Source organism: Calditrichota bacterium (assembly GCA_013152715.1).
In the GTDB taxonomy this organism is placed as follows: Bacteria; Zhuqueibacterota; Zhuqueibacteria; order Thermofontimicrobiales; family Thermofontimicrobiaceae; genus 4484-87.
Genome location: JAADFU010000012.1, coordinates 1 through 26,411 on the forward strand (window position 1 = coordinate 1; position 26,411 = coordinate 26,411).

At 42.1% G+C, this 26,411-nt stretch carries 15 protein-coding genes; 13 read left to right on the forward strand and 2 right to left on the reverse strand.

Translation table 11 applies throughout. The features are described 5' to 3' along the window. Positions 1–406 precede the first annotated feature (406 nt). Complete coding sequence (locus GXO74_01110) at positions 407–2,986, reverse strand: DUF3160 domain-containing protein (protein ID NOZ60257.1); 2,580 nt, start codon at positions 2,984–2,986, stop codon at positions 407–409. A 248-nt stretch (positions 2,987–3,234) separates the two neighbouring features. Continuing rightward, the gene (locus GXO74_01115) at positions 3,235–4,137 is read right to left on the reverse strand and encodes a PDZ domain-containing protein (GenBank protein ID NOZ60258.1); all 903 of its coding nucleotides are present in this window, start codon (positions 4,135–4,137) and stop codon (positions 3,235–3,237) included. A 292-nt stretch (positions 4,138–4,429) separates the two neighbouring features. Here GXO74_01115 and GXO74_01120 point away from each other — a divergent pair, with 292 nt between their 5' ends. From GXO74_01120 to GXO74_01180, 13 genes are all read left to right on the forward strand, one after another. Further along, on the forward strand, positions 4,430–5,632 hold the full coding sequence (locus GXO74_01120; GenBank protein ID NOZ60259.1) for an ATP-binding protein: 1,203 nt from the start codon (positions 4,430–4,432) through the stop codon (positions 5,630–5,632). A gap of 279 nt (positions 5,633–5,911) precedes the next feature. Continuing rightward, positions 5,912–6,358 carry a DUF456 domain-containing protein gene (locus GXO74_01125; protein NOZ60260.1) on the forward strand — a complete coding sequence of 149 codons (447 nt, stop codon included), beginning with the start codon at positions 5,912–5,914 and terminating at the stop codon, positions 6,356–6,358. A 22-nt stretch (positions 6,359–6,380) separates the two neighbouring features. Continuing rightward, positions 6,381–8,255 (forward strand): PAS domain S-box protein, encoded by a 1,875-nt coding sequence (locus tag GXO74_01130; protein ID NOZ60261.1) that lies wholly within the window; start codon positions 6,381–6,383, stop codon positions 8,253–8,255. Continuing rightward, positions 8,248–9,606 (forward strand): sigma-54-dependent Fis family transcriptional regulator, encoded by a 1,359-nt coding sequence (locus tag GXO74_01135; GenBank protein ID NOZ60262.1) that lies wholly within the window; start codon positions 8,248–8,250, stop codon positions 9,604–9,606. The genes GXO74_01130 and GXO74_01135 overlap by 8 nt, the downstream gene beginning before the upstream one ends. Before the next feature lie 825 nt (positions 9,607–10,431). Beyond that, a complete protein-coding gene (locus GXO74_01140) occupies positions 10,432–15,975 on the forward strand; it encodes a hypothetical protein (protein NOZ60263.1) in 5,544 nt (1,847 codons plus the stop codon). A gap of 11 nt (positions 15,976–15,986) precedes the next feature. Beyond that, positions 15,987–17,798, forward strand: a complete 1,812-nt coding sequence (locus tag GXO74_01145) for a type IX secretion system membrane protein PorP/SprF (protein ID NOZ60264.1) — start codon at positions 15,987–15,989, stop codon at positions 17,796–17,798. Positions 17,799–17,927: 129 nt separating this feature from the next. After that, positions 17,928–19,589 (forward strand): hypothetical protein, encoded by a 1,662-nt coding sequence (locus GXO74_01150; GenBank protein NOZ60265.1) that lies wholly within the window; start codon positions 17,928–17,930, stop codon positions 19,587–19,589. Between the two features lie 44 nt (positions 19,590–19,633). Further along, positions 19,634–20,056, forward strand: a complete 423-nt coding sequence (locus tag GXO74_01155; protein ID NOZ60266.1) for a hypothetical protein — start codon at positions 19,634–19,636, stop codon at positions 20,054–20,056. 25 nt (positions 20,057–20,081) lie between these two features. After that, entirely contained in the window at positions 20,082–20,534 is a 453-nt protein-coding gene (locus GXO74_01160) for a hypothetical protein (GenBank protein ID NOZ60267.1), read from the forward strand. Between the two features lie 87 nt (positions 20,535–20,621). Further along, positions 20,622–21,626: a hypothetical protein gene (locus GXO74_01165; GenBank protein NOZ60268.1), complete on the forward strand. Its 1,005-nt coding sequence runs from the start codon at positions 20,622–20,624 to the stop codon at positions 21,624–21,626. Positions 21,627–21,827: 201 nt separating this feature from the next. Then, entirely contained in the window at positions 21,828–23,207 is a 1,380-nt protein-coding gene (locus GXO74_01170) for a hypothetical protein (GenBank protein NOZ60269.1), read from the forward strand. Between the two features lie 23 nt (positions 23,208–23,230). Beyond that, a complete protein-coding gene (locus GXO74_01175) occupies positions 23,231–24,754 on the forward strand; it encodes a hypothetical protein (protein NOZ60270.1) in 1,524 nt (507 codons plus the stop codon). Between the two features lie 22 nt (positions 24,755–24,776). Beyond that, entirely contained in the window at positions 24,777–26,402 is a 1,626-nt protein-coding gene (locus tag GXO74_01180) for a hypothetical protein (GenBank protein NOZ60271.1), read from the forward strand. Positions 26,403–26,411 lie beyond the last annotated feature (9 nt).

Below are 26,411 nucleotides of genomic sequence, written 5' to 3' on the forward strand. Positions count from 1 at the left end.
ATGTTTTGCTAATTCAATTGGAGATAATTTAGTATTTTTAATAATATCTTTCAATTAACAATGCTTTCCTTAATATTAGGCTAACATATTAGTTTATAAGTCCACTAATTTGGGAATCTCTTTTCTAATATTAGAAAATTTTAGGGGTTGCTTTGTATGAAAAGAACAAGTCTTTTCTTATCCAATAGACAAACGCCTGCTCTGTCCGGTAACGGTAATGTTTCACACGCACGGCGGTGCGCACCTTGGTCGAGTAATTCAGGTTGGGTGCGAGAAGATTTTGTGGGAGTCGTGTGTGCCATTTGTGATCCTGAAGTTAAGGTAACATATTATATCGAAAAAATTTCAGAATGTCAAGCGAAAAATAACAAAAAACGAAAAATTTTGCTACCCACGTTATTTATTGCTACTTCACCAGCAACATCTTAATCACCTCTTTCCCCGCCTCGGTCTGAATAGTGCAGAAATAAAGTCCCCCGGATAATTGACTGGCGTTAAAATCAATGGCGTGAGTGCCGGCGGCCATTTTTTCATTGGCGAGTACTGCGACTTCTTTTCCGAGTACGTCATAGACAGTAATTTTCACTTGGTCGGCGCCGGGCAGAGTGAAGCGAATTTTAGTGCTCGGATTGAATGGATTGGGATAATTTTGAATGACTCGAAAATGTTCGGGTGTCCTCGGTTGCGCTCTCTCGACCGCGGTGTAGGGGATTCCCGGCAATTCAGTTCCTGCCGGGCGTTTTTTGCCTGCCTTGTCGGTTAGATACAGATTCACCCAGTCGGGTCTTTCCGGCGTCTGATCATTGTTGACCATCTCTGCCCAGTCATCGTCGGTGAGTCTGTTGAAGTTTTCCGTTATTTTCTCGTAGTAGCTCATCACAGGCCCCACGAAACAGGTGGGACGAAAATCGTTGGACGGACTGTCTGCCAGAAAAACGCCCATGTTCACTTGTCCCACGCCAACGTGCAAAATTCTGCCCACGATATTGCCAAATTCGTCTGTGGGCTGCGTGTGCACATCGGCGACGAGGTAGTCTATTTTTGCGCCTTTTTCCCAGCCGTAAAACAGATCAGCGTACCAGCCGGAAAACGGCGGGGCGCCGCTGCCGCTTTCTTTGAACAACATGCGTTGCAAAAATTCGATTTCCTCGTCAGTGAAGTTTTCGCGATTGATCTCTTTGCGCACGATTTCTTTGAGTTTTCCCATGATGCCGGCGAATCTTTGCCAGTGGAAAATCACAGAGTCGCACAGGGGATTATTTTGGGGAAGAATTCTCTGAAAAATATCGCCCGCATTCTCGGCCAGAAATTTCATTTCAGTGAAGAAACTAAGGTTCGGTTCCACGAAGGAATGGGGATAAGAACAGACGGTGCCGCCGGTGTAAGATTGTTTGGCGTAAAGCAAATTATCGTGCCGCAGTTGGCTCCAGGAGGCTAATTGCGAATTGAGTTTTTGCTGGTGCCAGGCGGCGGTTTTTGTGAAAATCGGGAAATAGCCCGTCCTTTTTGCTGGATTCAGAGAACGGAGGGCATTGAGCCACAGATTGTAAACCGATTTTTGCCAGAAAGAATCATCGTAGGCATCAGTCAGATAACGCAGTGCAGCCAATTGGGAGGCGTATTTGTATTTTGTGATCTCTTCGGACAAAAGATACAGCGCGTCGTCATTGCCCAGCACAAACATCGCATCGAGCGGATCGGGCATGGGACGCCAGATTTTCCGCCCGTTGAAAATAATGCGGTCGTACACGATTTGAGAAAAAATGTAAGAATCGAGCACAAACCGTTGCCCCATTAATTTGAACGATACTGGCAGCGTGTCCGGCTCGCTGGCGAAAGGATCCATGATGAAAAAATTTGACAAGATTCGCTGGGAAGAATTCACGGAAGAGGACAGCGCTTGCTGGAATTGACGGAAATTGGAATCATCGAGCAGGTCCGAGGCGTGGTGAATTCCCGCGGAGTCCGCGGCAACGACGAACTCCGTTGGCGTCAAATTGTCGCTTTCGCCCACGAGCGCATCGATGATTTGATTGTTTTGGTCGAGCAAATTTCTCACGCCAGCCAGATCGAGCAATTCATTCACTAGGAAAGCGTCGATTGTCATTCGTTTCAGATCGGATTCTGTCCAGGGCTGTTCGCTGAAACTCGGCGGAGGCGTGAGCAGAAAATCGATTCTGCCCAGCCACATCATGGTGCGAAAATAATTTTCCAGAGTTCTTTCGGTGAGCGTGATCGGGTCAAAAAATAGTTGGTTGTAATGACCGCGCGGCTTGAATTGACTGAAATCAATTTCCCTCACATGCTCGCTGAACAGCGCCATGTTTGTCATTTGCTCACTAAAAATCGCATTCCAGACTTGCTGCACTTTTTCCTGATTTGTGTACTGCGGCAACTGCAAAGAATTTTGCGACAAAGAATAGGCAATAGTCACGTACAGATCTACATCTTCAAGCGATAGGCTCAATTGACTTTCGTTTTGATATTGACTGAGCAGTTGCGGGAATGTTTGATACAACGATTCCAGAAAATGGCTCAACTGCTGTTCTAAAAATGCAATTTCTAAATCCATTAAAATCAAATCATAAGAATTGTGAACCGCTTGCAAAATGGCATCGGTAGAGACAAAGACCGGCAGATCGAGTCCGTAAATCTTGTGAAATGCCTCGCCAAAGCAGGAATAGGAGAGCCGCTCCGTAGCGAAGAAATGATTTTGGCCAAGTAAATCCAATTCATCGGTTGTCAGTTCCAATTTTTCAATGACAGAATCCAGATAGCTGTAATCGCTGATGGAAAGCGACTGATTGTTTCCTTTGAAATAAGTTTGCTGCAGCGGATAGAGAGTCTGAATATCGCCTGTCTCCATGTTTTGATGCTCCTGCAAAAATTTCGAGTACGCAGCGACATCAAAGTTGGCTTGGCTGTAGCCGGCGATGGTGAATGTTGCCAGCAGTAAAACGACGAGGAAATGAATTTTGGCTCTCATGGTAATTTCTCCGGTTATGTTTTATCAACTATCGCGGAAAAAAGGCAGTAGCGTTGTGAAGAAAAATGTCTCAATTTTTTGCTTGATTCAGCAACTTTCATTTTGAAAATACTAAAAAATGAGACCGAAGTCAATGAAAATTTTAAATTTTTTGCGGAGCGATAGGGGAGAATTGTGTAAATAAAAAAACCGCAGTCGCTGGGGCCAGTCCAGACAACTGCGGCTCGATTAACTCAGAGAGCACAATGTCAAATTACATTATCAAAATTTTTGATGATTTTCTTTTTTTCGATGCGAATATTTTTGTCCGGTCTGTACCAGCGGAGCATTTTTTCGTTCATATCCATCAGTTTGTTCGGGCTGAACATCATGACGCCGTGTTTGCCTTCGCCGGGCATGATGAGAAAATTTTCTTCATTTTCAGTTTCTTCCAATTTCGCAGTCAATTTCTCATTTTTTCCGTGACGCACCACTTCCACAGTCACTTCTTCATCGGGTTCTGCTTCCCCAATAATTTCCCGGACATCATCGGCGTCGTCAACTTTCTCGTCGTTAACGCGAACAATAACGTCGCCGGCTTTCACGTTTGCTTTTTCCGCCGGGCTGTCTTCTTCCACATCAATCACCAAAGCGCCTTTCTTGACGTTGAAATAAGAGGCGAGGTCTTCGTTCAAATCCGCGAGATGTACGCCAAGTCTGGCTTTTGTCGCAATTTTTATTGCCATTTTCTGCGGCTTGAAAGAGAAATCGAAGTTTTTCGCCTCTTTCAATTGGCCTATTTTCACTTCCAGCGTTTTCTTTTTCCCATCGCGTAAAATCAGGATTTTTGCTTTTTCCCCGGGCTTGATTTTCCGAATGGCGCGGGTTAGCGTGTTGGGACGGCGGATTTTGATGTCGTTCACTTTGAGGATGACGTCGTCTTCTGTCAGTCCGTATTCATCCGCCGGACTGTCCAGTTCCACTTCCGCAATGAGCACGCCGTAGTCCGTGCCGAGGTCGGATTTCATCTTTTTAGACAATGGCTCAACTACCACGCCCAAAAATCCGCGCTCCGTTTTGCTTTCAGATTTGGAAATCGCGGAATCCACAGAAATGAGAAAAGCAATGAAGACAATGGAAATGACGGAAATGATGATCCATTTTTGTTTCATGACTGACCTCCGTGCTTATTTTATTTGCAAAAATTATTTTCGATGCTAATTTTATGACTGGAAAATTGTGGAAAAAGTTTTATCCCTTTTTGAAAAAAAGTGGTGCTCAATTTAGGAATTAAAGTGTAATGATGGCATTCTTGCAGTTTGGATTTTTTTAAAGGCTTGAAAATGATGAGGAAAATCCATGAATTAATTTCTAATATTTTATGTATAAATAAAAAAACGCTTGATTTTACAAAAAGTTTTATGTATAATTAAAATAATAAAAATATTTTTGGGGTTAAAAAACATGAAAAATTACATTGACAGAAATATCTATCTGGAAAAGATTATTCCTTTCATTGATAAAAATATCGTTAAAGTGATTGTGGGGCAAAGAAGGGTCGGAAAGAGCTACTTCCTTCTGCAGATAATGGATCATTTGAGAAAGGAAAAGCAAAATCCAAATATCATTTTTATCAACAAAGAGTTGTACGAATTTGATTTTATCCGTGATTATCATGATTTAATGAAATATGTCCGGAGCAAAACTTCTGCGACTCAGCAAAATTATCTTTTTGTAGACGAAATTCAAGACATCGACCAATTTGAGAAAGCTTTGCGAAGCCTTCAGGCTGAGGGAAATTTTGATATTTTTTGCACAGGAAGCAATGCGAAAATGTTGTCCGGCGATTTGGCAACTTTACTGAGCGGACGCTACATTGAAACTAAAATTTTCAGTCTTTCCTATCCTGAATTTTTGGAATTTCATAATTTGGAGAACAGCCAGCAGGCATTTTTTGATTACATTAAATTTGGCGGATTGCCCTATTTAATTCATTTGACATTGGAAGAGAGAGTGGTTTTTGATTATGTTAAAAATGTTTATGATACAATCGTCCTGAAAGATGTTGTTTCGCGCTATCAGGTGAGAAATGTTGCCTTTTTAGAGAATTTAATCTTATTTTTAGCTGATAATATTGGGAATCTTTTATCGGCAAAAAAGATAAGCGATTTTTTGAAATCTCAACGTATTCAGATGTCACCGAATCTTATCTTAAGTTATTGCAATTACATGGCTTCTGCATTTTTTATTTTCAAGGTAAAGCGGTCGGATATCTCTGGTAAAAAAATATTCGATGTCGGAGAAAAATATTATTTTGAAGACGTGGGGATGAGACATGCTTTAATCGGCTTTCGTCAAAAAGATATAAACCAGATTTTAGAAAATGTCGTTTTTACTCATTTGTTGATTTGTGGCTATTCCGTTACGGTCGGCAAAACCGATGGGAAGGAAATAGATTTTATTTGTCAAAAAAATGGTGAGAAATTGTATGTTCAGGTTGCTTATTTAATTCCGGATCAAAAAGTCCGGGAAAGAGAGTTTGGCAATTTATTAGCTGTAAAAGACAATTTTCCCAAATTAGTCGTTTCCATGGATGAAATGGCGGGCGGACAGTACGAAGGAATTTCGCATCTCCACGTACGCGATTTTTTGAGCAAATACTGGTGATTCAAAAAGCGATGAAATAACAACTAACGGTATTGATTTTCAATTAAAATTCCTCAGCATTAAAAATAAAGACCGCTTATCAGGCGCTGACCAAAACGCTGCAATCGGAAATTCCTCAAAAACCATATTGCAAATCTAAACCGACAAGAAATGTCATTTCCCGTTTGCATTTTTTAAAGATATTTTGTATATTCAGCTTCACTCGCTTCATGATTAATAAAATTAGAAGGGATTGTTTTTATGGTACTTACGATTATAGCAATTATTGCGGGGATTCTCATGATCGTAGGACTCATTGGTTGTGTCGTACCCGGAATGCCGGGGCCGCCACTGAGTTTTATTGGTTTGCTCATTTTAGCGATTGCTCAACATTTTACGCCGCCGCTGACGTCGCAGCTCGTGCTCATCATGGCTGTGCTCATGGTTGTCGTGACAATTTTGGACTACATCATCCCTGTCGCCGGTGCGAAAAAATATGGCGCTTCCAAATGGGGAATATGGGGCTCCATTCTCGGAATGATATTGGGGCTGCTGTTTTTCCCGCCGTTAGGGATAATCATTGGCGCATTTTTGGGCGCTGTCGTGGTTGAAATGCTGATTGGCAAAAGCGGAAAAGAGGCGTTGCGGGCCGGCTGGGGCACATTTCTGGGAACACTTTTGGGCACGATTTTGAAATTGACGGTTTCCTTTACTATGACATATTATTATTTGAAGGCTTTGATTTAATGTGAAGGAGCTACTGACAAAAATGATCGCACAATTTTTGCGTGATCATCGCGACACAATTTTGTCGCGATGGGAAGAAAAAATTTCGGTGCCTGAAGATAAAAAACTAAGGGGCGCTAGCGGAAAAAATTTGTTTGATTTTTTTGTGACAATCAATTTGGGCAATGGTGCAAAACTCGAGAAAGAAATCGATGAATTTATCGCTCACGATGGTATTCGTGATTCGCACGGCGTAGACGTGCTTCTGAATAATCTGGTTTTCATGAAACGCACAATATGCGACACGGCGCTGCAAGAACTCGACACCGGGGATCAGGCGCTGCGGGCGCTGGTTCTTTTTTCGGAAAAGTTTGAACGCGCTTTGCTTGTCGCTCTGAAACGATACCACAACGCGCAAATGGAAATCATTTCCAGCCAGAAAAAATTATTTGAGAAAGCCAATGATTTGTTGCGCAGCGCAGTCAATTTCTCGAATATCGGGCTATTTATTTTAGATCGGAACTTGCGCATCATTTACTGGGGCAGCGGATTGGAAAGAATGTACCGCATCCGAGAAAATGAGGTATTGAACAAACCAATCAGCGAGCAGTTTCCTGCGCTGAAAGATGAGGGGGTTTTTGAAAAATTTGAGCGGACGCTGCGCACGGGCGAGTCATTTGAGATGTCAGCCGTGGCGCACCAGTCGCTGCGCCGAGGTAAGCGCATTATTGATTTCAAAATTTCACCACTGCGAGAAGAAAACGGAGACATCATCGGCGTCAACGTGCTGCTGAATGATGTCACTGAACGGCAAAGGAGCGAGGCGTCGCTGAAGGAATATCAACAGTTTTTGTCCAATATTTTTGACGATGCGGCGGAAGCGATTTTTGTGTTGGACGAAAATGACTGTGTCAAGTTGTGGAACAAACAGGCAGAAAAAATGTACGGCTACAGCGCCGAGGAGATGATTGGTAAGCACATTTCCTTGATTGTCCCCAATGATGAAAAATCCCGACGCGAAATTGAGTTGATCAATAAAATCGTCAAAGAAAAAGGCTTTGTGAAAGACTGGGAGACGGAGCGGATCACGCATGATGGCAGGAAATTATTGCTGCGCATCACTCGCACGGCAATTCGGGATGAAAATGACAACTATCGCGGCAGTTCGGTGATCGCGCATGACATCTCAGAACAGCGCCGTTTGGAGCAACAACTCATCCATTCGGAAAAATTATCTGCCGTGGGACAATTAGCCGCGGGAATCGCCCATGAAGTCGGTTCACCGCTGACGGCAATTTCGTCTTTGGCGCAATTGCTCTACGAGCGCGATGACGACGAGTGGAACAAAGATAAATTAAAGATTATCCGCGAACAAATTGACCGCATCGCGCGCATTGTCCGGGAATTAGTGAATTTTTCCAAACCAATTTCCACGGATGTCAAAGACATTTCAGTCAATCAAGTCATCGAAGAAGCGATACAAATTGTTCGCTACGATAGAAGATTGAAACATCTCACAATAAATCTGGATTTGTTTCCGGGCTTGCCCATGATCAGAGCCTCTTTTGATCAGTTACTGCAAGTGCTGATCAATATTTTGCTGAATGCCGGAGACGCACTTGAAGGACGACCCGACGGCGAAATTTCAATTTCCACGCAGCTTGTCGGTGAAAAAATAATCATCAGAATTATTGACAACGGCGCCGGCATTGCGGGAAAATATCTCGACCATATTTTCGAGCCCTTTTTTACAACAAAAGGGCCGGGAAAAGGAACTGGCCTGGGGTTATGGGTCTGCTACAACATTGTCAAGGGCTTTTCCGGAGAAATTGTTGCGGAAAGCGAGGAAAATCAGGGAACCGCGTTCCACATTATTTTGCCCGTTTTGAAAGATTTGGATGAAATCAAAGATGAATGAAAAATTGCTCATCGTCGATGACGACGAAATTTTGCGCGAATCGCTCACCGCCGTGTTGGCCAATCGCGGCTACCAATGCACGCAATGCTCCAATGCCGAGGACGCCTTTGCTTTGCTCAGCGGCGGCTATGAGTTTGACGCGGTAATTTCCGATATTGCGATGCCGGGAATGAGCGGACTGGAATTGATGGAAAAAGTTGTCGAAATTAATCCGAGAATTCCCTTCATTATTATTACTGCGTATGCCTCGATGGAAACGGCAATATTAGCGTTGCGCAAAGGCGCGTTCGATTATCTGATCAAACCGCTGAATTTCGAAGACGTTTACTTGAAAATTTCCAAATTGCTCCAACACAAGGAAATCGCCGCGGAAAATCAGGTTTTGCGGCAGGAACTGAATAATCAGTACAAATTTGACAACATTGTGGGAAAAAGTTCGGCCATTCAGCGGGTATTTGAAATCATTCGACAGGTTTCGCAGACGAGCGCTAACGTGCTCATTACCGGAAACAGCGGCACGGGCAAGGAACTTGTGGCGCGCGCCATTCATTTTAACAGTCCCCGAATGAAGGGGAGATTTGTGCCGCTGAATTGCGCTTCAGTTTCGGAGACGTTGTTTGAGAGCGAACTTTTTGGCCATAAAAAGGGCGCGTTCACCGGCGCCATCGCTGAAACGGAAGGATTTTTCAAAGCGGCGGGAAAGGGAACGCTTTTTCTCGATGAGATCAGCGAAGTGCCCATTACCATTCAGGCAAAACTTTTGCGCGCCATTGAGTCAAAGGAAATCATTCCCGTGGGCAGCAACCAGCCGCAGACAGTAGATGTGCGCATCATCGCTGCCAGCAACCGCGATCTCGCCGCGGAAGTGAAAAGCGGCAATTTTCGCGAAGACTTATTTTATCGCCTGAATATCATTCACATCAAATTGCCGTCGCTTTCCGAAAGGCCGGAAGACATCCCGCTTCTTGTCAACCATTTCATGCAAAATTTCCGCGGTCAGATGAATAGGAAAGTGCGCGGCGTGGACCCTAAAGCGATGCAGCTTTTGATGAACAGAAAATGGCAGGGAGAAATCCGCGAGCTGCAAAACGCGATCGAACGGGCGATGATTTTTTGTCGGGGGGAGATGATTACGCTCGATGATCTGCCGCCGGAAATTATTACGGAATCAAAGGATGAGATGCTATCGCCGGAATTGAGTCTGAAAGAAGCCACGCAAAAATTCGAGCGCCAATTTATTTTGAATGTCCTGAAGAAAAACAATTACCACAAAGGTAAAACCGCAAAAGATCTGCAAATCGGCGAGGCAACCCTGTATCGGAAATTAGCGGCGCTGGATATTCAGGCTTGAATCGTGGCACATTCTGCAAAAATTGTCAATGCTTCCTTGGAATGTTCTCTTTCCAATCGTACTTTGGGCAACGCCGTCGTTTTTATCGCTATGCGGCAATTAGTGCCATATTTTTTTATTGTGAAATTTGTCGTTTATTTGCCATAAATGCAATTGATTGTACGTTGCGGACGGAAAATTCAAAAAACTGCAATGCTAAAAATTTTCAGATGTCCCCCTTTTCTTATCATCTCATGCTTATCTTAATTCAAAACTCATCATTATTTTCAGTTGATTGTCAAACAAGGGGACGACCGTTGTCTTGTCAAAAGATATGATATAAATTTTACAAAAAATTTCTATCCCTGACGACAGGAAAAGTAGGATAAAAAAATATGAAAAAAAATAAGAAATTGCTTGATTTTTAAAAATAAAATTATTATAATAGACAAAACAAAAGTCCTAAACAATGAGTGCAAGATAGTAAAAATAAATAACTTAATATTAATCAATAACTAAAATGTAAATAAATTAAAATAGTTATAAAATTAAATAGATTGTGAAATAAAATCATATAATAGTTTAATAATGAAGGGGATAGCAATAAAAAAAATTACTACTTTATTTTCGCGTAACACTCAATTTGATAAGTTGCATTTTCGCTCTAAAAGATGCGAAATAAGCATAAGATAGTTTTTAGTGGCAATTTTACAGGGGCGACATCTTCGATTTTCATCACCATTTTTCGATTAAAAAATCAGGGGCACGACTTCCAGGAAATCTTCTTTAAAAAAAATCTCATTTTTTACCAATTTTGCTGAATGCAATTAAGGGGAAAGGTGTGCGATGAAACGCTCTGGAAGAATTAAGTTCTGTGGGCAATCCGGGCTGGTTATCGGTCTGATGTTGCTCTGGAATCTGGGCTGGGCATCATCGGGTTTTCACCTTCAGGATACGACTGCACAGAAAATCAAAAATCAAGTTTTGCAAACTCAGATGAAAATTGAACCTGTGGATTCGCTGACATGCGATCACACTAAACCTTATTTTACGAATTTGCGTCCTTATCCGAACAAAAAGGGCGTAGCTCTCTTTCCTACTATTAAATTTACAGCGAATGACGACGATCAACATAAAGATGACGATCCTTCGGGAATAGATACCAGCGCTGTGTTCATTACTGTCAAGGTCCGTCCCACTTCAGTGCGAATCATCAAAGCGCGTCCGCATCTGGTACGTTTTCGGGATGGCTTTTTCAAGATTGATTATGATTTTACTTTGCCGAGGCAATTAAATTACGATGATACTGTTTGGGTGGTGCTCGAGGCAACTGATTTATCGCGGAACAAAAATTACGGGCGCAAACAGTACAGACTTTATATTGAAAAAGATCCTGTACCGCCTGAGCTTGAGGTCAGGCAGCCGATTCCGTTTTCAACTGAGACGCTGCTGGCAACACCGCTGATTTTTTTCGCCAAAGACAACAAAAATATGCTCAATCAAAATTCGGCGCAACTGATAATTAATAATCAAATTATCCCGTGGGATAAACTGCAATTTATTTCGAATGGCAGCGGCGATACGATAAAATATCAGCCGGATTCGCCTTTTGATTACAATGAGACTGTGGATGTGTCATTCCGAATAGCCGACATACAGGAAAATTGGGCGGATACGACTTTCTGGTTCGACACGATAAAAGATACGACAGCGCCACAAATTGCGCCAGTTCGTCCGTTGCCTGATCAGACGGAAACTTCGTTGAATACGGACATAGTGATTTTTTGCTCGGACGACGTGTCCGGCGTTGATACGTCGAGTATTGTCTTCAAAATTAATGATGTTGCAATTTCCCCCAGGGATTACTCAATCATCCATGTCGCAGGTGGTGATTCGATAAAATATCAGCCTTCAGTTTATCAATGGAATGATACCGTGAATGTGTCTTTTGGAATTACTGATTTTGCGCATAATGCAGCAGACACGGCGTATCAATTTTTTATCAAAAGTGACCATATTAAGCCGACGATCGAAGTTTTGCAGCCATTTGCGAATGAGAACTGTGTGGATGATAGTACCTGGATTAAATTTTACGTCTCTGATGACAAATCCGGGATCGACCAAAATTCAGCGAATTTAGTTGTAAATGGAAAATCGGTTCCCTCATCTGAACTGATCTTCTCTTCCGACGCTTCAGGTGATACGGTGAAATATTTTCCGACCGTCCCGTTTGGCTACGGTGAAAACGTTGATGTCAATTTTTCAATCGCTGACATTGTCGGCAATTCCGCCGATACCAGCTATTCATTTATTATCGAAACGATTCCGGAAATAAAAATTGTGCGTCCGCAGCCCAATGCAGTCAATGTGCCAATTTCAACGGATATCGCGTTTTATGTCCCGCAGACGCATTGCGGTATTGATTCCTCGACGGTGATTTTTGTGGTTAATGGCGACACAATCGATCATGCGGCATTGGATTTCTTCAATGATGGCCAGGGAGATTCGATAAAATACCAGTCGGCGACGCCGTTCGCCTGGGGTTCGGTTGATTCGGTTTATTTTCGCATTGGTGATTTGGTCGGTAATTTTGCGGAAACGAGTTACAGCTTCACCATTGAGAATGAGCCATTTCCGCCTGAAATTGAAATAGTCAGTCCTTTGCCTGATGCAAATTGTGTAGATGGCAGCGCTTCGATTGTAATCGTGGCAATTGATAGTCTGTCAGGAATTGATATCAACACTGCGGATTTGAAAATAAATCTTCAATCGATTCCACTTTCCGATTTGATTTTCAAATCATTCAATAAAGGGGATACAATAATTTACGAGCCAAAAACTCCATTTACAAATGGCGAAACGATAAATGTCAATTTTTTAATCTCTGACATCGCCGGGAATTCAGCCGATACCAGCTATTCGTTTATCATTGAGACGACGCCTGAAATTCAAGCAAATCATCCGCAGCCGGGAGAAATTGGCGTTTCGCCGACCACGGATATTGTGCTTTACGTGCCGGAGACGCTTTGTAAGATCGATACAAATTCAGTGAGTTTATCCGTGAATGATACCGCGCGGACAAGTATGAACATATCCTTTGACGGGACCGGTTACGAATTTCAGTTTATCCCGACAGCGCCGTTTCATTACAATGATACAGTAAATGTTTATTTTAGTATTTCAGATATGGCGAGCAATCAGGCTGATACAAGTTATCATTTTGTAGTCGCTTCACCGCCTGATACGATTCCGCCGATTATTGAGATAATCAATCCTGTTCCGGCGGAGCATTGCGTCGATGACAGCGCTGAAATTGTTTTGTTTGCGAAGGATTTGGAAACTGGCGTAGCTGTATCAACTATCGAACTCGTACTAAATGGGTCTGTAATTGATACGAGTGATATAATTGCTACGCCTAACACGCAAGGCATTGGCGACACTCTCAGATTCCATCCGTTAGTGCCATTTGGCATGGGGGATTCCATTTCTGTTTATTTTGCGGTATCCGATTTCGCAGGGAATAAAGCGGATACAAGCTACTCATTTTTCATTGAAACAGCGCCAGAAATTCGGGTGGTTCGTCCGCTGCCGGGAGACACCACTGTGGCGCCGACCACGGATATTGTGGTCTATGTCCCGGAGACGTTTTGCAAAATTGATACAAATTCATACGTCTTCACTGTAAATAACGCGCAGCAAGGGAACGTCAACATCTCGTTTGACGGTTTGGGTTATGAATTTCAATTTGTTGCGGCAGATACATTTTCAAGCGGTGATTCTGTAAATGTCTATTTTGGAATTGTTGATTCAGCCGGCAATTGGGCGGATACGAGCTATTATTTCAAAATCCGCTCTGAAATTATTTTGCCCAAAATTGCTATCATTCGTCCGCTACCGAATGCCACCAATGTGGATGATTTGACGGATGTAAAATTTTATGTATTTGATTTTGAGAGCGGCATTGATACCACGTTTCTCGCATTAAAGGTTGATTCTGTGCTAATTGAACATAGCAAATTAGCTTTTAATAAAACTCCCGCTGGATTTTTCGTGACATACAATCCATCGCAGCCGTTCCAATATGGCGACACGGTTCCTGTGGATATTTTTGTAAAGGACAAAGCAGGTAATAAAGCGGATTCAAGTTACTCCTTTACAGTAGAGCCGCCGCCTGAAACGATTCCGCCAAGGATAGTAGTTTACGTTCCCAAACCAAATGCGACGGGAGTGGATCCTGGTACAAATATCAAGATTTACACTTTTGATTTAGAAACAGGAATCGATAGTTCGACGGTACAATTGTCTGTTGATGCTGCTGTGATCGACCATAGCGAAATTACATTCACGAAAACGTCGGTGGGATATTTTGTCGATTATCAGCCGGCGAGTCCGTTTTCTTATGATTCTACCGTACACGTAAATTTTTCTGTCAAAGATTTTGCCAGAAATGTGGCGGATACGAGCTATGTTTTTGCTGTTAATTCCGCGCCGTCTCCACAGCCAAATGATTCGATACCGCCAGTGATAGAAGTTATCACTCCTTTACCTGACGATCATTGTGTAAATGACAGCACAGAAATTATCTTGTTTGTCGAAGATGCGGATACAGGTGTCGATTTATCCACTATTGAGCTCAAAATAAATGGTAACGTAATTGATAACCAAGATTTGATAATTAATACAACTACTCAAGGTATCGGCGACACAATCAGATTCCCGTTTGTGCCATTTGACATGGGAGACACAATTTCAGTGCATTTTTCTGTATCTGATTTTGCACCTAATATATCGCATACGACTTATTCATTTATCATTGAAACAATGCCGGAAATTCAAGTGCTTCGTCCGTTGCCGGGAGACACCACTGCAGCGCCGACGACAGATATTGCAATTTATGTACCGGAGACGCTCTGCAAAATTGATACAAGTTCATACGTCTTCACTGTAAATAACGCGCAGCAAGGAAAGGTCAACATCTCATTTGACGGTCAAGGTTACCAATTTCAATTTGTTCCAAATATTGCATTTTCTTTCAATGAAACAGTCAATGTTCATTTTGGCGTTGCGGATTCGGCGAGCAATTGGGCGGATACGAGTTATTCATTTAAAATTGAGAAAGCAAATACGGGTAAAGATACGATGTCGCCAATTATCACTCTGATCAGTCCAAAACCCAATGAGGTTGTTGAAGACACAACAAATATTGTCATCAAAGTTACTGATACAAGCCCTGGTGTCGATAGTTCAAAAGTTATTTTGAAAATCGACTCAAATGAGATAAATCATTCGTTCATTACTTTTTCAGGGGATTCTGCGGCGTACAATATCGTGTATAGGCCATCGGCTCCCTTTCAACAGGGCTCTGTGGTTAATGTCTATTTTTATGCTGCTGATTTTGATTCAAATCCTGCGGATACGAGTTATAAGTTTTCTATTATTTCTGTACAGGAAGATACCGTACTACCAAAAATTTTCGCGATTCATCCACAGCCAAATGAAACTAATGTTGACGACAGCACTGCTATTGTTCTTTACGTTGTAGATCACGAAACAGGAGTTGATCTTTCTACGGCATCGATGTCTGTGGATTCACAGAAAATTTCAAATGACAGTTTGCAGTTTATTCCAAACGTTTTTGGAATCGGAGATACGGTCAAATATCAGCCAGAGTACGCTTTTCAGGCGGGCGCTATTATTACAGTATCATTTTCAATTAAGGATTTTAGTAATAATCTGGCGACTAAAACGTACCAATTCACGGTTGAGATTCCGCCGCCGCAGCCGGATACGATTCCGCCAAAGATTGTAATCGTAGGCCCAAAGTTGAATGACAGAAACGTACCCACGACGACATCAATCAATATAAAAACGTGGGATGAGCAAACGCAAGTTGATAAATCTAAAATAAAGCTAATCGTTCTCAATTCGGAGGTTCAATACAACAATTTAGTTATTGAAGAAATTCAAGATATTGCTTTGGATACATTTTCTGTTAAATATGTTCCGCAGATTGCCTTGCCGTCGCGACAAAAAATCACTGTCAGGTTTCATTCGGAAGATGTCGCAGGAAATGCGGCAGATAGCGTCTATAGTTTTGTGACCAAAGGCGCTAAAATCATTGTCCGTTCGAACCCGTTTACGCCCAATGGCGACGGCATCAACGATGAGGTGGAATTCAATTTCGAGAAATTGGACGTGGCGGATCCTGTATTGAAAATATTTGATTTACATAATCAAATCCAGAAAGAAATACATCGACCCGGAGTCAGGAGCATCCATTGGGATGGGAGAGATGACAGAGGGAAACCATTGTTGCCCGGAATATATTTTTACATTTTATTAGATGGCAATAAGCCGAAAACTCGCGGTATCGTTGCCATTGCAAAATAAAAGGTGATTCGATGAAAGCGCAAAATTTACAGAAAGCGATTATTATTGTCATTTTAATCGGATTATTTCAAGCGTTGGGCGCACAGGAATTGATACGAAATAATCCTGCGGATCGGAGCGATCCGAAAACACTATTGCGCAATCCGGCGATCATTCCGTTTCAGAATCTCGCGGTGAATTTTGGAATGCGGATACTAAACTATGGTTTTTTGGCGGATGATCCTGCCGGCATCAGATATACTTATAATACAACAAGCTATCCGGATTTACTGGGTACAGGCATTGCAATTGGTTTTCTGGCGCAGACGTTCAATGCCGTTCTTTACTCGCAATCCGAATTTGGTCTTGCAGCAGCTTATTCCATTGGTGAGGCAGTTTCCGTCGGCGTGACTACGCGATTTCGCAATCACACTTTTGACCAAAGCAAAATGGATCTGGTAAATCCAAATGACCCCATTTTTGCCAACGGAACCGGGCAGTGGAATGCAAGCTTTGACGCCGGTTTAGTCATCAGCCCCATGGAGGAATTATCCATTGGCGTAAGCGTCTGTAATCTGAATAAACCTGATCTCTCCTTAGCAAATGCCGGTGCAAGATTGCCGCGAGAATTTTCTTTCGGCGGAAAATATTTGTACCGTAATTTTGGTTTTTCTCTGTTTGGAAATTATTACAATGAAAAAATTGCTATTGGCTTAATGACCGAGGCAAATATAAAAAACCGTTTTATTTTCCGCGCCGGTTACCTCGGCGGCGATGATTGCATTACTGCTGAAACGCAAATTAACATGTTCAAAGGACTTGGTTTGACCTATCGGTTCGATTATCCTCTGAATGAGATGAATAGTTTTGGCAGCGGCACGCATCAACTGGAATTGACCTGGAATATGCGCTACAATCCGTTATACGCTTATGACATTCAAGCCTCATGCGATACTGTGGTAGTGGTTGCGGAAACGCCCATTATTCGGATTAGTAAGAATGCGATAACTGATTCGATTTTGAAAATTATTGAACCCAAAGATTTGCTTTTCAGCGATCAACTTAATGAGAAATTGTACGTTCCGGTCAAAGACGGCGGTCTGCCGCTTGACGCGCTCGAAGAAGACACATCATTTTATAAGACTGCCGCTATTTTTAAGCATAATTTTGACGACATCAAGGACTACACGGAGAGGACGGGCAAACGGATTCCGGTGCGCATTACTTACAACGATGCGGTCACTGGCGAACGGGCGGTGTTGTTAAGAAAATTTTTTATTGATAGTTTGAAGATTCCGCCGGAAGACATTCAGTTTGCGATGGAGAAGCCTTTGGATCAGCTTGATTCGTTGGATGCGGCGAGAATGGATAGCATAAAAGAACTCATTTCTATGGCGGACACGGCGTTTGCTGTGGATGGGTATATCGAAATTTCAGGCCCGACTATCGAAAAAATGGAACCAAGTTCCATAATTTTTCAGATATCTGGGATCAGACGGCGCAATGTATCCAAGTGGCGAATTATGATCACTGATTTCCTGGGCAGGAAAGTGCATGAGATTGCCGGTTATCATAGCGTGGAGCCGGAAGTCCCCTGGGATGGCTTCACCGCAGATGGACATCTATTGAGAACGGGCGATTTTTTCTACCAATTTCAATATTCTTTGGGCGGAAAGCGCTGGGTTCCCAAAAAGCCCAAGCGCCATCGCATCGCTTTTCGCATGATTAAAAGGTCTCATATTATTGAGATCAAAAGAGAACAAATTAAAAAATTTGGTTTACTCAAGAGCATCGTGATAATATTGAAAAATCCTTTGGAGGTCGAAAAACGCTTAAATCAATAAGTGAGTTTGAACACGAGACATAGGTCTTATTCAGATGCTATTCGTTGGCTATTTATAATGAGTAGCATCTATTTATTATGCAGCAGCATGGAGAAATTTCAACTCGTTATAACATTTGAGGGAGGAAAAATGAAACGGGTGATTTTACTGATTTTTTTGATCCTGGCAACGTCGGCGGTCATTTTAAATGTCATCGTTTTGGCACAACAGAAATCGGCAGCTACAGAAACACAAAATAGCGATACAACCGGGCTTAAGACTGCCGGCAAATCAGCTCCCGGGCGCGACACCAGTTCACAGGACAGTGGGAAAAGAGGCTTTTCAGCCAATGTTTTATTGGATCTATTTAAAGAAGCTGAAGTCTTCGGCTATTTTTTGGCTTTAGATTTCATCCTTGGCGTGGTTTTCTTATTTCAACAAATCCTTGTTCTAAACCGCGAAATGAAAGACGCTCGCAAAATTCCTATCGATCAAATTAAACGTCTCGGATATGAAGAAATCGAAAAGATGTTCAAACAGGTGAAAGAAGATGAGCCAATTTCTGTTGACGAAGAAAAAGATGAAATGGAGAGGCTCCCTTTGCTCAAAAGGCTATTCATGCGCAAAAAAGCCTCCGCGTTTCAACTGGCACATCGGTTGTTTCTCGTTTTCGAAAATAAGCGGTCAACAGCAGAGTTCAATGAAATCACCTCTAATTTTGTACAATATTTGAAAGACATGTTTAATCCGTTTCTCACGCGGCTGGCTTTTTTGTCCGACACTGCCGGCGCGCTTGGACTATTGGGTACAGTTTGGGGGATGTTTATGGTGTTCCATCGCGGTTCTCCGGATCAGTCGGAGATTTTAAAGGGCATGGGCGTCGCCTTATCGACAACCATTATCGGTCTGGTTATCAGTATCATCCTTAATTCGCTGACTACTCTTGCGAACAACAAATTTGATCGTCATTTAGCGACAATTAATCGCGTCAGTGAAGTGTTACAAGAAAGGCTGATGAAAGACGAGATCTTCCAGTCGGGAGGTCCGGCTCAAGTTGTCCTTGATGCGGATGCGCTGACGAGAATTCGCGAGCAAACGCCGGCCGCCGGCTCTGCGAAGCCTGATGGCAAGAGCAGTGAAGAAAAAGTAACGCCGAAAAAGCGGCGAAAAATTCTTATGCCTTCGGAAATAAAAATTGTCTCCGGCAATAACCAGGTCGCCGAAGTCGGCAGCGAGCTCCCGCAACCCATTGTCGTAGAAGTCATCGATGAAGATGGTAACCCATTGGAAGGCCAGGAAGTTGCCTTTGTGGCGCAAGAAGGCGCCGGAAATTTCCCGAATGATAGCCGGGTGCGCAAAATTCTCACTAATGAAGAAGGTCGCGCGGAAACGGCTTTTTCTCTGGGAAAAAAGGCGGGCGAAAAGAAAATTACCATTACTTTGGACAGCGCAGAAGTCCAACCCAAGTCCCTGTTAGTGATGGCTAAACCTGCTTCTGCGGCTAAACTCGTCGATGTTGACGGCAATTATCAAACAGGCGAGTTAGGGAAGCGTTTGCCCCGACCATTTATTGTTGCGGTGCGAGACAAATTTGACAATCCGATCCCTCGCTATGAAGTGAATTTTTCTCTCAGTCGGGGGAGCGGAAAATTTCAAGACTCACAAAATGCCCATTTGCTGGCTTATACGAATGAATCCGGGTTTGTAGAAGTTTATTTTATCATTGGCAATGAACGCGGCGCAAGAGATATTGAGATTGAAGCCAAAAAAGTAAATCCGTCAAAAATTAATTATGAAATTTTTGCGGTGTAATTTTTACTTAAAAATTTGAACTTTTAAAATTTGTGAGGGGAAAAATGTCTGGCAGCGGGGTTATTATCCGTTTGATTGACATTGTTTTGCTGCTTTTGTTCGGATTTATCGCCATTAGCGAGATAGAAAAAAAGAGTCCGGTAAAATTGCCACAAAGTGTCGCTCGTGTGAAAAATAAGCAAGAGGAGGATGAACTGCTTATTTTAGGAATAACATTGAATGAAAATAAGAAGCTGACATTTATTGTTGAAGCTGAAGATGCAACTTTGCCGTCTTTGCGAAGCGTGAAAGATAAAATTCTGCGGCGACGAAAAACTTTGGCCGAAGAATTTGATCGTAAATTGAAAGTGCGCATTCGTTCGGATTGGAATTTACCAATCAAATATACCATGAAAATTGCCAAGTTTTGTCAGAAAAATAATATCCCTGTGGGGATGGATGTAGAAACAAAAAGCAGAAAATTTTAGATCATGATTCCGGTGGAGCAAAAAAGTGAAACGTAATGGTACGATTATTCGTCTGATCGACGTGGTGATGATTCTTCTTCTTGGCTTTCTCTCTATCAGCGATATTGTGCATAAAAATGAAATAAAATTGCCAACCGGGCGTAAGAAAACTAAATCTCCGCAACAAAGCAAACTCTTGCGTCTCAGGATACAGATCGTACACAGCGATTCGACCATTGACAGCTTGCAGAACAATAATTCTCGTATTGCGAAAAGCCAGCAATTCATCACATATTCTGTCAGCGGAGATGAGAAGTCATTTCGAATTCGCAATCTGGATCAGTTAGAGGATGAACTCAAAAAAACGAAAGCAATGTATGATTCGATGTTGGTGATTATCGCGCCGGACTCCAACTCAATCGTGCAGGGAACAATTAATCTGATCGATATTTGCCGTAGGAACCACTTCAAGCGGATGTTCGATTATCCAAAACAATAGTCAATCTGTCTGATTGGCATGTTTAGAAATTTCAATTTGTCGCAATGAATTTGGTTTTTGGGGCGGATAAAATTTTGGTGAGATATTATGAAATACAAATATGAGCTAAACTGGTGGGATCATTATGATCAAGACCGCTGGATCACTTCATACATCATTTCCGCTTTTGTGGTCTTGTTTGCTTTTTTTGTGTTAAAAAGCATCAACATTCCCAAATTACCCAAAAAGATGTTACCCCCAGAAGATTTGGTTTTTTACGAAGAGCCGGTGCAGAAAAAAATTATGCCCAAACAAATTCAACGTCAGCAGCAGCCGGTGCAGCAGGAAATATTTGAAAAAGATCCGGAAATCATCATCCCTGTACCTGCACCACCGGAACCAACGACGAATTTGCCTCAGAATATGCCAAGTTCAGATAATTTTCAGGTGTTTGAAAACCAAAGTCAGGACATGCCGCAAAGTATGCCCGAGATGCAACTCGCCGACGGGGAAATGGTTCCTGCTGAAGATGATGCGCCCCTGGAAATCCCTACAGGTTTCGAATCTGAATGGACTCAAGAGAACGCAATAACGAAAATCACGACAAAACATGGCGACCAGTCAAATGTCGATGTGAGTAGCGGCATTTCAACCACCATACGAATGGAACAAAAGAACAATAAAGTGCAGTTTTCCGGTTTTCGTGGTGAAATTGATTGGAGTGAAATCTTGGATCCTTTGTTGGGCTGGATTGGAAAAAACAATATGGATATCGGACTGATTCCCAGAAAAAAATTGACGCGCAAAGACAAGACAATGAAAACAACGAGAAAAAATTTGATAATAGACGGAAAAAAGTTTGAAATTCTCCTCGCTAGCAAGGAATCTAGGCGTCAGGTGACGATTTGCATGATAGACAAAAATACCAACGAATATGTGCTTTTGGTGGACCAGGGATTGACTAAAACGAGCAGCCTTTTCGAGTTGGGAACAATCGAGCGCGATAAAAATGGTCAGGTCGTCAGATTTAAATATAGCCAGAAAAGCGCTAATAGCGATATCGCAAAAAAGAGAATGGCGCAGTTTTGGGGATGGGCGAAAACGTTGCATTGATGTCGTCGAGCTTCGCTAAATTGTTCATATTTTCTGCTTGTCAATGAAGCGACTTGTTATTGCATTCAGGCGATGAAGCGGGTGAGACGGGTAATAAACGATATTTGTTAGCAAAAAGCGAATAAAACAAAAGCATAAGAATAGCTGGTTAATTCAAAAAGTAGCCGACAAAAGAATTAAGACGAATCAACAGGAATCGATATGAAAACAGGAAAATATTCAATTGGAATTTTTATTTTTATTTTTCTGGTAGCCGGTTTTTTTGCGACCGTTTTAGCACAAGAGCAAAAAAAGTCCGTTTTTGATGTAGCAAAAATTGACACATCGATTTGGAAATATCTCCGGGCGTCGGATCGGACAAACTGGCAAATTACGCCTGAAGATTCGCAAACTGCTTACAGAGATTATTTTTTGCCGGGATATTATTTGTATCTTGATGTCACTAAAATATTTTCAAAAATTAGCAAAAAACGAACCACTTACGCCGAAAGCGCTGATAAACTCATTGATCTTTTGGAACAGACGCAAACCTATTTTGAAGAAACAGCGCGTTTAAATCCTTTTGCCAAAAATTTGCAATTGGCGTTAAGAAATGTGTATCTCTATTTAGATGGCTTGTACAAATTCAAAAAGGAAGATGAAAAACGGTATCCGATTTTGTTGAAACGGCTTATTCTGGAAACCGACCGCAAGAAGAGGATCGTCATTTATAATAGCTTGTCTCAACTGATGAATTCCCAGCAAATGTTTCCGCAGGAGGAAAAGTATTCTCAGACAGAAATTGACCTGATTTTTGAGGATGATTTTTCGAAAATTGACACGGTTCAATTATTCAGCGCTCTTTATCAGCGCGGATTTGCTCAATACAAAATGCACAAGGGAGATGAAGCCTTGACCTCGTTTCGGCGCGCAATAACAATTGCGCCCAACGACAAGTGGAAAAAGGCAATAGCTGGATATATTCGTTTAATCGACTGGGACAGGGGCAACATTGAATCTGCCGAATATTATTCCCAAGCAATGGGATTGATTCGCGAAAAAAAATATGCGTCGGCGTCCGAAAAACTGCAAAACGCGCTAAATGTTGTTGCTACTCAAAAGGCAAGAAGAACCATTCAATTTCAACTGGCTTTTCTGGAATTTTATCAGCTTGGCAAAAAGGCGGAGGGGATCAATCGGCTCTGGGTGCAGAACAAGATCCTGGCATCTTTGCCTGATTCCTCGGCGAGTATGGACTCCACGAAAAGCCTCTACTTTAATCGATACGCTCAAATGTGCTTTCGCCTTGCCGGCGAATCGATGCAAAAAGATCGAAAAAGGGCATTTTTTTATTTTTACCAAATAACCACTTTTGATAATTCTCTCAAAGGGCGCGCTTACTATTATCTGGCTTCCCTTTCGTTGCTCAACCAGGATCAATGTCTGAAGTTTTGCCAGAAGGCGAATCAGTATTGGGATGAATTAGAGAAAAGCGAACAGTCCGGATTGGCCACGCTTTTTTATCGCGTTTATTCGAGTAAGGGAAATTTTGACGAAGCGCTGAATTGGTTTAAAAAAGCTCATTTTTTAAAGCAAAGTTAATTTTGGATGCTGGAGAACAATAGATGCGGCGATTAGGTATTTTGTTGATTTTAATTTTTCTTGTGGCTTGCGCAGGTCAGCAGCAACTGGCAACGCAGCGGCCGATTGTCATCCCCCAGGGGAAAAAAGAAATTCCAGCGGGTTTGGACGCTAAAACGGTACAGGAGGCTGATTCAGTTTTTAATGAAGCAAATGTCACTGAAAGGAGTCAGCAAATCGCGGCTGAATATTTTCGCCAAGCTGAAGAAATGGCGGGCTTGTGCGATTCTCTTTGGAATTTCATGACTTCTGAACGACATTCAAAATCTGACACGACAAAAGCATTGCAGTGGCGTTTGCGAGCGCTGGAACATTTGAAAGTTGCGCCTTATGAATCGCGATCCATTTGGAAATTGACAAAAAAATACGGGCGTCTGCATTCTTCTGTAATTGACGCTGTCGTTCGGGCTTTGATTCCGCAGACCAGTAAAATTTATGAGAGCGCGATCAGGTACAATAGATTTGTGAGAGTTTTTCGTCAGCATTTCGCCGCATTTCTGGAATCGAGTTATGAGAAAATAATGGATCGTACCTTTTTGGATCGGGCGATTGAACAGCATGAAACGGTGGTGAAATCAAAAAAAGACAGTCGCATTTCTTACGCGAAACTTGGAAATTTATATTACAAAGAAGGAAAATGGCAAAAAGCGTTTGAGAATTACGGCAAAGCAGCAACGCTCCTGAAGAAGACTGCCATCTTTAGCGTGCCCCAGCCGGAATTATATTTTGACCGATTGCCGGATGTGCCCGTTGATACCGCGCGATTGGTATCTTATCTTTCTTACCAGGCAAACAGCAAAATTCATCTTTATGAGGCACAGCCGGCGTTGAAGTTTTTGCGAATAGCCAGAAAATTGACTCCGATAGAGAAATACAAGCAGAGTTTCAAAAAACAAATTAAATGGATTTTATGGGACGATGGCAACATTCGCGCTTCGGAAATGAAGGACAAAGCAGATTCTATTTTGAATGCAAATAATTATCAAGAAGGAAAAGCGACCTTATTAGCGTTGTTGGGTATTCTCAGTACCAAGCGTACGCAGGATGAAACTAATTGGAAAATTGCTCAGATCGATTTCACCTATTTAGACAATGAAGAAGCTGGCATTGCCAGAATGCATCGTGTGATTAAGTATTCCGCCAAAGATTCGCTCACTGGCGCTCCGATTGATTCATTAGCCGGGCGCTATTTTGACAGTTACGGTCTGATGTGTTTTCAATTGGGGTTAGAATTTTTGGAGCAAGATCTGTCCTATGCTTATGTTTATTTTTCACAGATTGCGCAGACTCCTTGTGCAGATCGCGCAAAAGCTTATATTCAGCTTGCAGTTTTATCTCAGTTTGATCCTAATGAAGTGATAAATTTGTGTAATAAGGCAATGGAAAATAAAGAATTATTAGATAATGATAGCCGTAAGGCGATGTACGAAATTCTTTACAAGGCTTACCGCAAGTTGGGAAATTTTACCGCAGCTCGAGACTGGTATGATAGGTGGCAAGGGGAATGAACAGAACACTTCTGAGGAAAACATGAGAACAAAAGGGTTTCTGCTTTTGGGCATCCTCTTCTTGATTGTTGTCGGATGTGCAACTACGAAAAAATCTACAACCGTATTGATGCCAAAGACGGTAAACGAGTTGCCTTACGTGCCTGTTGGCGTCGATACTTCCGTTGCGATTAACGCTCGCTCTCGAGCCGCTAAATTGTTTAGCGCGTACAAGAGTAAAAAAGAGGCGGATAGCATTTATACCAATACCAAAGATTATGTGGAGATAGTTTATGAATTGTACTCGAAATTGGAAATGAAGAAAGATTCGCTCAAGTTGCTCCGTTTGAAAGCCAAAAACCTGGAAGATAAAATCAAGAGTAAGAAGTCGGTTGTGCTTGAGGAGCGGAATCAATTAAAGAAATTGTTCAAAAAAATTGAAAATGATTCTGCCACCATTGAAATAACGCTTAGCCTTTTGGAATATTATCTGTTTGACGTGCAAAATAAATTGGAACATGCCTATTCGATAGATCCTTTCAATCTAAATATTTTGATTTTGTCAGGTATGAGTGAAAATAACCGCGGCAGGATGTATAATGATAGCAGGGCTTATCAAAATGCAATACGACAGTTCAATAAATTTTTTAGCCATGATCGCGGGGTGTATTCGGCTTATGCTGCGATTTCGTTTAGTTACCATCAGTTAAAGAAATGGCAAAAAGCGTACCAATATGCGCGAAAAGCCAAGGAGATTTATGCGATCACGAGCTATTTTGATAAGCCGCTGAAAAATATTCCGGAAAAATATGCCAAAACAACCTTGCCGCCCTTTGGGGATCCCGCTGAATACTTTAACTTGTTGACGGCGAAGGGGGTCACTGAAGTTCGTACTTATCAAGCGGATTCCGCCTTAGCCACATTTAATGAAGCGTTACAGTTTGCTAGCTCAGGCAAAGATTCGAATTATGTGGAATCTTTTATTAAAAATTATATTTTTTGGGACGGGAAAAATATTCGCACCGCTGAAAGACATCTGGAAATTGCCGATTCTTTGCGCGTTAACAACTACAAGTGGGCATATCGCCCTTTGACGGAGTTATTGCCTCAACTAACAACTACCAAAGCCAGGCATGTCGTCAGTTGGGAATTGGCGCGAATTGAGTATGATTCATTGAAACAGGAGGAAAAGGCAGCCAAGCGGCTTTATGCGGTCGTTGCTGAAGCTGATTCAGACAAAAGCACACCAAATTTTTTTGAAACCCCGGCCGATACGACCTATCTGCGCTACTTTCGTGATTGCGGACAAATGCTGCTCAATTTGGGCAGAAAATTCAGAGGTGAAGGCGACATCCAAAAGGCGCATCATTATTTGAGTCAGGATACCACGATTTCATGGAAAGGGCGCGCGAAAGCTTTTCTCCTGATGTCGAATGTCATCGTTATTTCTTCGAATATTACAGGTCAAGAACGGCAAAAAATGTTTTTTAATGAAAGATTAAAGTTGCTCCTGCGAGCGCGGGAGTTTCGAAAAGATCTCGAACCCAATGAAATTGATGCGGTATATCGAGGGATTATTGATATTTACAAAAGTTTAGGGAAAAGGAGGGAGGCTGGATTTTATTTTTATGAATGGAATAAAATCAGGAAACAAAGGAATGGTGACTGATTCGCAAAC